Origin of the sequence: Tenacibaculum sp. FZY0031 (assembly GCF_036350695.1) — a bacterium.
Classification (GTDB): Bacteria; Bacteroidota; Bacteroidia; order Flavobacteriales; family Flavobacteriaceae; genus Polaribacter.
Window position 1 is genome coordinate 117249 of record NZ_JAZDVY010000011.1, and the last position, 7439, is coordinate 124687.

2 protein-coding genes are annotated in these 7439 nt (G+C 34.6%); both read left to right on the forward strand.

The window, feature by feature from the left end:
• Positions 1-202 precede the first annotated feature (202 nt).
• Complete coding sequence (locus V1T75_RS15240) at positions 203-3724, forward strand: RHS repeat domain-containing protein (RefSeq protein ID WP_330489356.1); 3522 nt, start codon at positions 203-205, stop codon at positions 3722-3724.
• A gap of 8 nt (positions 3725-3732) precedes the next feature.
• Positions 3733-7439 (forward strand): DUF6443 domain-containing protein (locus tag V1T75_RS15245; RefSeq protein ID WP_330489357.1); only part of this gene is annotated, 3707 nt, incomplete at its 3' end.

Consider the following 7439-nt stretch of genomic DNA (forward strand, 5'->3'; position numbering starts at 1 on the left):
ATAACTAACTTTACATTTCTCAAGTTCTCCTGTTAGTACTTAAGCAGATTATTGTATGCTTTTTTGCCAATTCTCACTATCCTTACCACTTACCAACAGATAACTTATTGTGTTTCAGTTTTTTTATTTCAAAAATATAATGTAATTTGCAATCGATAAAAGAAAGATTTAATAATTGCTATTTTAATTACTATTATATTTTATGAAAAAAACTATGTTAAGCATTGTAATGATGCTGTTTTGTGTATGGGGATATGCACAAGACTTACCTACAATTATTCCACCTTCACCTGAAGCTTCTTCTTTGGCTAAGTTTACAGAAGTTCCCATTAGTCATTACACTGGTCTTCCTAATATAAATATTCCAATAACTTCATTTCAAGTTGATGGTAAAGAATTCCCTATAAGAATAAATTATCATGCTAGAGGAATTAAAGTAGAAGAAATATCTTCAAGAATAGGTATAGGCTGGGCATTGAGTGCTGGAGGTCAAATAAGTAGACAGGTTAGACATATACCTGATGATGGTGGTCTCAATCAAATTGGTATGCTTTCAACAGGTAATATGCTATCTTCCTCATTAGCGAACAACGCTTTTTTCAATAACGAAGAAACTAGAACAAATTATGAGGTTACTTTAACAGCATTAGTTCAACACGATAGAGAGCCAGATAAGTTTATGCTGCAAGCTGGAGATTTATCTACTAATTTTATTATAGATTACCATAGTAAGAAACCTCTCAATCAAAAATTTGATGACATAAAAACAGAAGTATTAATTGGTGATAGTGATAGCCCAAACGTTACCAATAAAATAATAGGTTTTATAACTAAAGATAAAGATGGTTTTACATATTATTTTGGAACATCTAAAGATCAGCAAAGAAATGCCAGAGATTATGATCAGGTAATAAAAACATACTCAATTAATAAAAATGGATATGACGAACAAGCTCATCCAGTTTCTCCTACTTTTAACACTTGGCATTTAATGGATATAGAAGGACCTAACGGGGATATTACTAGCTTTCATTATTCTTTAGAAGATACCAATTACTTAAGAAGGTCTTATGATGGCCATTCACTAGGTGAAAGAGTGAGTTTTGCCTCAGAAATAAGAAACTATCAGTTTCAGTTAGACTCAATTATTCACAATAGAGGTAAAATAGAGTTTATAAAATCGGTCAATGAAAGAGAAGATTTAAAATTAGGACATTCATTAGAAAGAATAAATATAAAAGACATAAAAGACACTTTCATCAAAGCGTTTAATTTTTATCAGAGTTTTGAAAGCACACAAGCCAATACGACAGATTATACTAATTATACTCTTAAAAACCTAGATATTAGTGCTTCAAAAAAAATGTTTTTAGATTCTGTGGTAACAGTAGGTAAAAACAATAAAGTTATGCCAGCTACAATTTTTAGCTATTACAATAAGATACTACCTAATAGATTTTCAAATGCTCAAGATTATTGGGGCTATTATAATAAAGCTACAAATGGGCAATATTTATCATTACTTAACTATTATTATTATATAAATCCACAGGGGTTTTTAGAAAAATATCCTTATACAAATGCTACAGTAGATAGAACTGTAGATACTATAGCTTCTATGAGTGGAATATTGACTAAAATTAAATACCCTACTGGTGGTAGCGCAAAATTCACCTATGAACATAATAAAGGAATAATAGGCTCTGAAATGAATGTTATAGATTTACCAGATATCAACCCTAAAACTCCAACTCTTTCAAAAGGAATCTCATTTCTTGAACAAGAGTTATATGATGGAGATAAATATGTTAGTGAATCTTTTTTAGTTGGAGAAGTAAATGGGAAAGTAAGGTTTAATGTTAGTTTACCAAATAATTATAATGGAACTGGTGAGGTAACTGATCAAAATTTAGCATGTGCAAATCCAATCCAAAGCGACTGTAGATTTAATATTACATTGAAAGGTTTAAATGGTGCCCCTAGCTACCATTATATTTTTGCAGGAGTAACAGAGTTCGAAGTAGAACCTGGGCAATATCAAATTATTTTTGACCCTTTAGATTCTTCTTGGTCCCCCTTACCTCCGGCAGAAGGAGAACTTCCTACAAATATATTTAGTGCAAGTATGTCTTGGGTAGAGATAGTAAATGATAATAATACACTCTTTGCAGCTGGAAAGCGTATAAAGAAAATAGAACACTATGACGCTAATCAAAATTTATCTTCTTTTAAAGAGTATGAATATACATATCCAGATGGAACAAATTCTGGAGTAATCTTATCCCTATCAGCTTTTAGTTCTATTAGACGACTAAATACTTACACATCTGATGGTAGTCAATTACAAGCTATAACTGTATTAGAGCCTCATGGTTCCATTCCTGGGAGTCCGTTAACTACCTATCAAGGAAATAGTATAGGTTATTCTTCTGTTAAAGAGTATTTTGGTGACAAAAACAACAACGTTGGTAAAATAGAATATTCGTTTACCAACTTTAAAGATAGTGGTTTAGACTTGAGTTATGATGACTATGAAAGTTCAGAATCTTATATGACTTTTCCGTACCACCTTCCTAATGATTTTGAATGGTTAAGAGGACTTCCTCAAGTAACTAACTATTACAAAAAAAACAATAATGGTTCCTTTACTAAAATCAAATCAACATCTAATACATATAAATACGGAAATCAAAATCTTTCACAGGGGTACCCTACAATATTTGCCCCTAGAACAAAACGTCTTGATATATCTGAAAACATGCAAGATACTGACAAAACATATTATAAAGATAATTATCTATATAGACTACCTCTTGTACATCTTTACATAGCTCAAGATGAAACACCACAAGGGTGGGATAATGAACATACCGAATATAAAACCTTCCATTTAACAGGCGGTATAGTAGATTTAGTTAGTAAAACAGAAACTAATTTTCTCTATCCAGAAAATTTAGCAACAACTACTTATTATTACTATAACCATAATAAACATCATCAATTAGCATCTACAGAGACAATTAATAGCAAAGGAGAAGTTTTAAAGACAAAAAACTACTACACTCCCGATGTAACTAGCGTAAACTCTTTAGGTCATGATGATTTAACTCCTACTGAAAAGGCAGCTATAGATCAATTAAAACTACAAAACAGAATAGCAGTACCTATTCAAGTAGAGACTTTTAAAGATAATCTATTATATTCAACTCAACGTACAAATTATAACAACTTCAACGGTTTTTACTTGCCTGAAATAATCCAAACTGCTAAAGATTCACAAAGTTTGGAAGACAGAATTATATATCATACGTACAATGATAAAGGAAACCCTAGAGAGGTCAGTAAAAAAGATGGTACAAAAATCTATTATCTATGGGGCTATCAACAAACACAGCCAATCGCTAAAATAGAAAACTATACCGATACCGAGTTAGCCAACATTCAAAGTTTGATTGATGCAGCCGTATCTGCTTCTAATAATGATACAGATACCGCTTCTGAAAACAATTTAAGAACAGCTTTAAATAATATTAGAAACAATGCTAATATGGTAAACAGTCAAGTAACCACTTTTACCTATGATCCATTAGTTGGAGTTACCAGTATTACCGATCCAAGAGGACAAACTATATCCTATGAATATGATGATTTTAACCGATTAAAATTCATAAAAGATGCCGACGGGAATCTTTTAAAAGAACATAAATACCATTATAAAAACTAATTCTTGCTATGAAAAAAATTGTATTATTAATCATTGTATCTCTTTGTTTTACTGAGATTCTTTTTTCTCAAATAATGCCAGATCCTGATTTTCCTGGAGATGATATTACTTGGTATCGTGATTTAGATGGTGATGGCTTTGGAAACCCTAGATCTTCCATCCAAAGTTCAACACAACCTAATGGTTATGTGTTTAATGGATTAGATTGTGATGATACTAATGCCAGTATAGGTCAAGAAAAATTCTGGTATAGAGACAGCGATGGAGATGGATATGGTACCTCATCAAATAAAGTACTAGCTTGTACAGCTCCTTCTGGCTATGTAAGTAACTCTAGTGATTGTGATGATACCAATTCTTCCCTCCCAAGGTACTATTATAGAGATGTTGACGGAGACGGTTATGGAACTTCATCTAACAAAGTATTAGGTTGTACAGCTCCTTCTGGCTATGTAAACAATGCTAGTGATTGTAACGATTCAAATGCTAGTCTTCCTAAATATTGGTATATAGATGCCGATGAAGACGGATATGGAACTGGTGTCGGAATATTAGGTTGTAGCGAGCCAACACTTACCAGTCCTAATGGGCCAGTAGCCCATTCAAATACAAATGGTGATTGTAATGATGACAACCCTAATATTAAACCTGGAGCTCTTGAAATATGTGATGGAATTGACAACGATTGTGATGGACAAATAGATGAAGCACCTAAACCAGCCACTCCATCAACACCAACAATTACTAAAAACTGTGGTAGTACAGTGCTTACAAGAGGGACTCCTCCTAGTGGAAGTACTTGGTATTGGCAAAGTAGTAGTTCTGGAACCAGTACCGCTAATACTAGTTCTAGTATAACCAGAACAAGTGGAACTGTTTATTACCTTAGAGCACGTAACAATACCACAGGATGTTGGAGTACTGCTAGAAGTGTCAGTTATACGGTTAATACCATACCTACTACCCCTTCAACACCCAGCGTAACAAATAATTGTGGAAATACCGTGCTTACCAAAGGAAGCGCTCCTAGTGGAAGTACTTGGTATTGGCAAAGTAGTAGCTCTGGAACCAGCACCTCTAATTCAAGTACGAGTATTACCAGAACTAGTGGAACGGTTTATTATCTAAGAGCACGCAACAACACCTCAGGCTGTTGGAGTAGCGCTAGAAGTGTCAGTTATACGGTTAATACCATACCCACTACCCCTTCAACACCCAGCATAACGAATAATTGTGGAAATACCGTGCTTACCAAAGGAAGCGCTCCTAGTGGAATTACATGGTATTGGCAAAGTAGTAGCTCTGGAACCAGTACCGCTAATACTAGTTCTAGTATAACCAGAACAAGTGGAACTGTTTACTACCTTAGAGCAAGAAATAATACCACAGGGTGTTGGAGTAACGCAAGAAGTGTAAGTTATAGTATCAATACAGTACCAAGTACTCCAAATGCACCAACTATCACTAAAAATTGTGGAAATACAGTACTTACCAAAGGAAGCGCTCCTAGTGGAATTACATGGTATTGGCAAAGTAGTAGCTCTGGAACCAGCACCTCTAATTCAAGTACGAGTATTACTAGAACTAGTGGAACGGTTTATTATCTAAGAGCAAGAAATAATACCTCAGGATGTTGGAGTAGCGCAAAAAGTGTAAGTTATAGTATCAATACGGTACCAAGTACTCCAAGTACACCTACAATTACTAAAAATTGTGGTAATACAGTGTTAACAAGAGGTACTCCTCCTAGTGGAATTACATGGTATTGGCAAAGTAGCAGCTCTGGAACTAGTACCTCTAATTCAAATACGAGTATTACCAGAACTAGCGGAACAATCTATTATCTAAGAGCTAGAAACAATACCACAGGGTGTTGGAGTAGCGCAAGAAGTGTAAGTTATAGTATCAATACAGTACCTAGCACTCCAAGTACACCAACTATCACTAAAAATTGTGGAAATACCGTGCTTACTAAAGGGAGCGCTCCTAGTGGAAGTACTTGGTATTGGCAAAGTAGTAGTTCTGGAACCAGTACCGCTAATACTAGTTCTAGTATTACCAGAACAAGTGGAACTGTTTACTACCTTAGAGCACGCAACAATACTTCAGGATGTTGGAGTAGCGCTAGAAGTATCAGTTATACAGTTAATACCATACCGACTACCCCTTCAACACCTAGCGTAACAAATAATTGTGGAAATACCGTGCTTACCAAAGGAAGTGCTCCTAGTGGAAGTACCTGGTATTGGCAAAGTAGTAACACTGGAACCAGTACCGCTAATGCTAGTTCAAGCATTACCAGAACAAGTGGAACTGTATATTATCTTAGAGCACGCAACAACACCTCTGGCTGTTGGAGTAGCGCCAAAAGTATTACTTATAGCATCAACTCTCCTTCAACATGGTATGCAGACACCGATGGAGATGGATTTGGGGATCCTAATAATACAACTAGTGCTTGTGAAACTCCTAGCGGATATGTAAACAACAATGATGATTATGACGATAGCACTGATTTAATTACCAATATTGCACCACAAAATTACTTTCAAGACATTGATAATGATGGATATGGTAACCTATCAGTTAAAGTATATCAAAGTAGTGCTCCAACTGGCTATGTTACCAACTCTTTAGATTGTAATGATAGTAATGCAGCACTTCACCCTAACACTAAATGGTATGCTGATACAGATGGAGATGGTTTTGGGGATCCAAACTCGGTTAAAACTCAATGCAATCAACCTATTGGTTATGTGCTAGATAAAGAAGACAATTGTCCTACTATAAATGGTACTTATTTTGGTTGTAATGAAGTTCAGATAAACTATAGTGAACCCAATTTAAGTGATGAAAATTATGTGTTCACTAGAGAATATCAAGAAGCCAAAGCTACCCCTAATATGATAACTAAAAATAGCGATGTAATAGAAAATATTACATATTTTGACGGCTTGGGAAGAGCCAAGCAACAAATAGCTATTAGAGGAGGAATTAAACAAGGCTCTTCAACAGCTCTTAATTTATTAGCCTCAGATTGGTTAGAAGGTATGGGAAGTACTCCTTTTTATAACCAAAATGGTTCTACAGCTGAAAACCAACGATTGTATGGAACAACTCCAAAAGGAACCAAAGAATTGTTATGGTTATGTGGAAATGATATAAAAAGTAATTCTGACGGAGGTTGGAATACAGATTATATAAATATAGACAACACTAAATCATATCGCTACACCGTTTGGGTAAAACGTACAGGAAGTCAAAACGGGAGAACATACCATGGAACACAAAATGTAAATAATTTAAGTGGAACGACTAATAGCAATCCTTATTTTTGGAACGGTAATTTACCACAATTAAATACCTGGTATTTATTAGTAGGAATTATTCATCCAGCAGGATACAGCGGTGCCGATACGGGGGTTAGTGGAGTGTATGATATTAACGGAACAAGAGTGATTGATGGAACTGAATTTGTATGGGATAGTAGTACTACCACATCTCGTTTTAGAAGTTATTTATACTACTCAACAGATGTTACTACTAATCAATATTTTTGGAATCCAGTTCTAGAAACCGTAAATGGTACTGAGTTGAGTATTGAGAATATAGTAGGAACTACCAGTATAAAAATAAATGATATCGTTACCCATATAGAATACGATGAATTTGGGCGTCAAACTAAAGAATATTTACCGTATGCTGTTGAAAGTGC

Coding starts and splice junctions, on each gene's coding strand:
- V1T75_RS15240 (WP_330489356.1), top strand. CDS start 203: ATGAAAAAAACTATGTTAAGCATTGTAATGATGCTGTTTTGTGTATGG.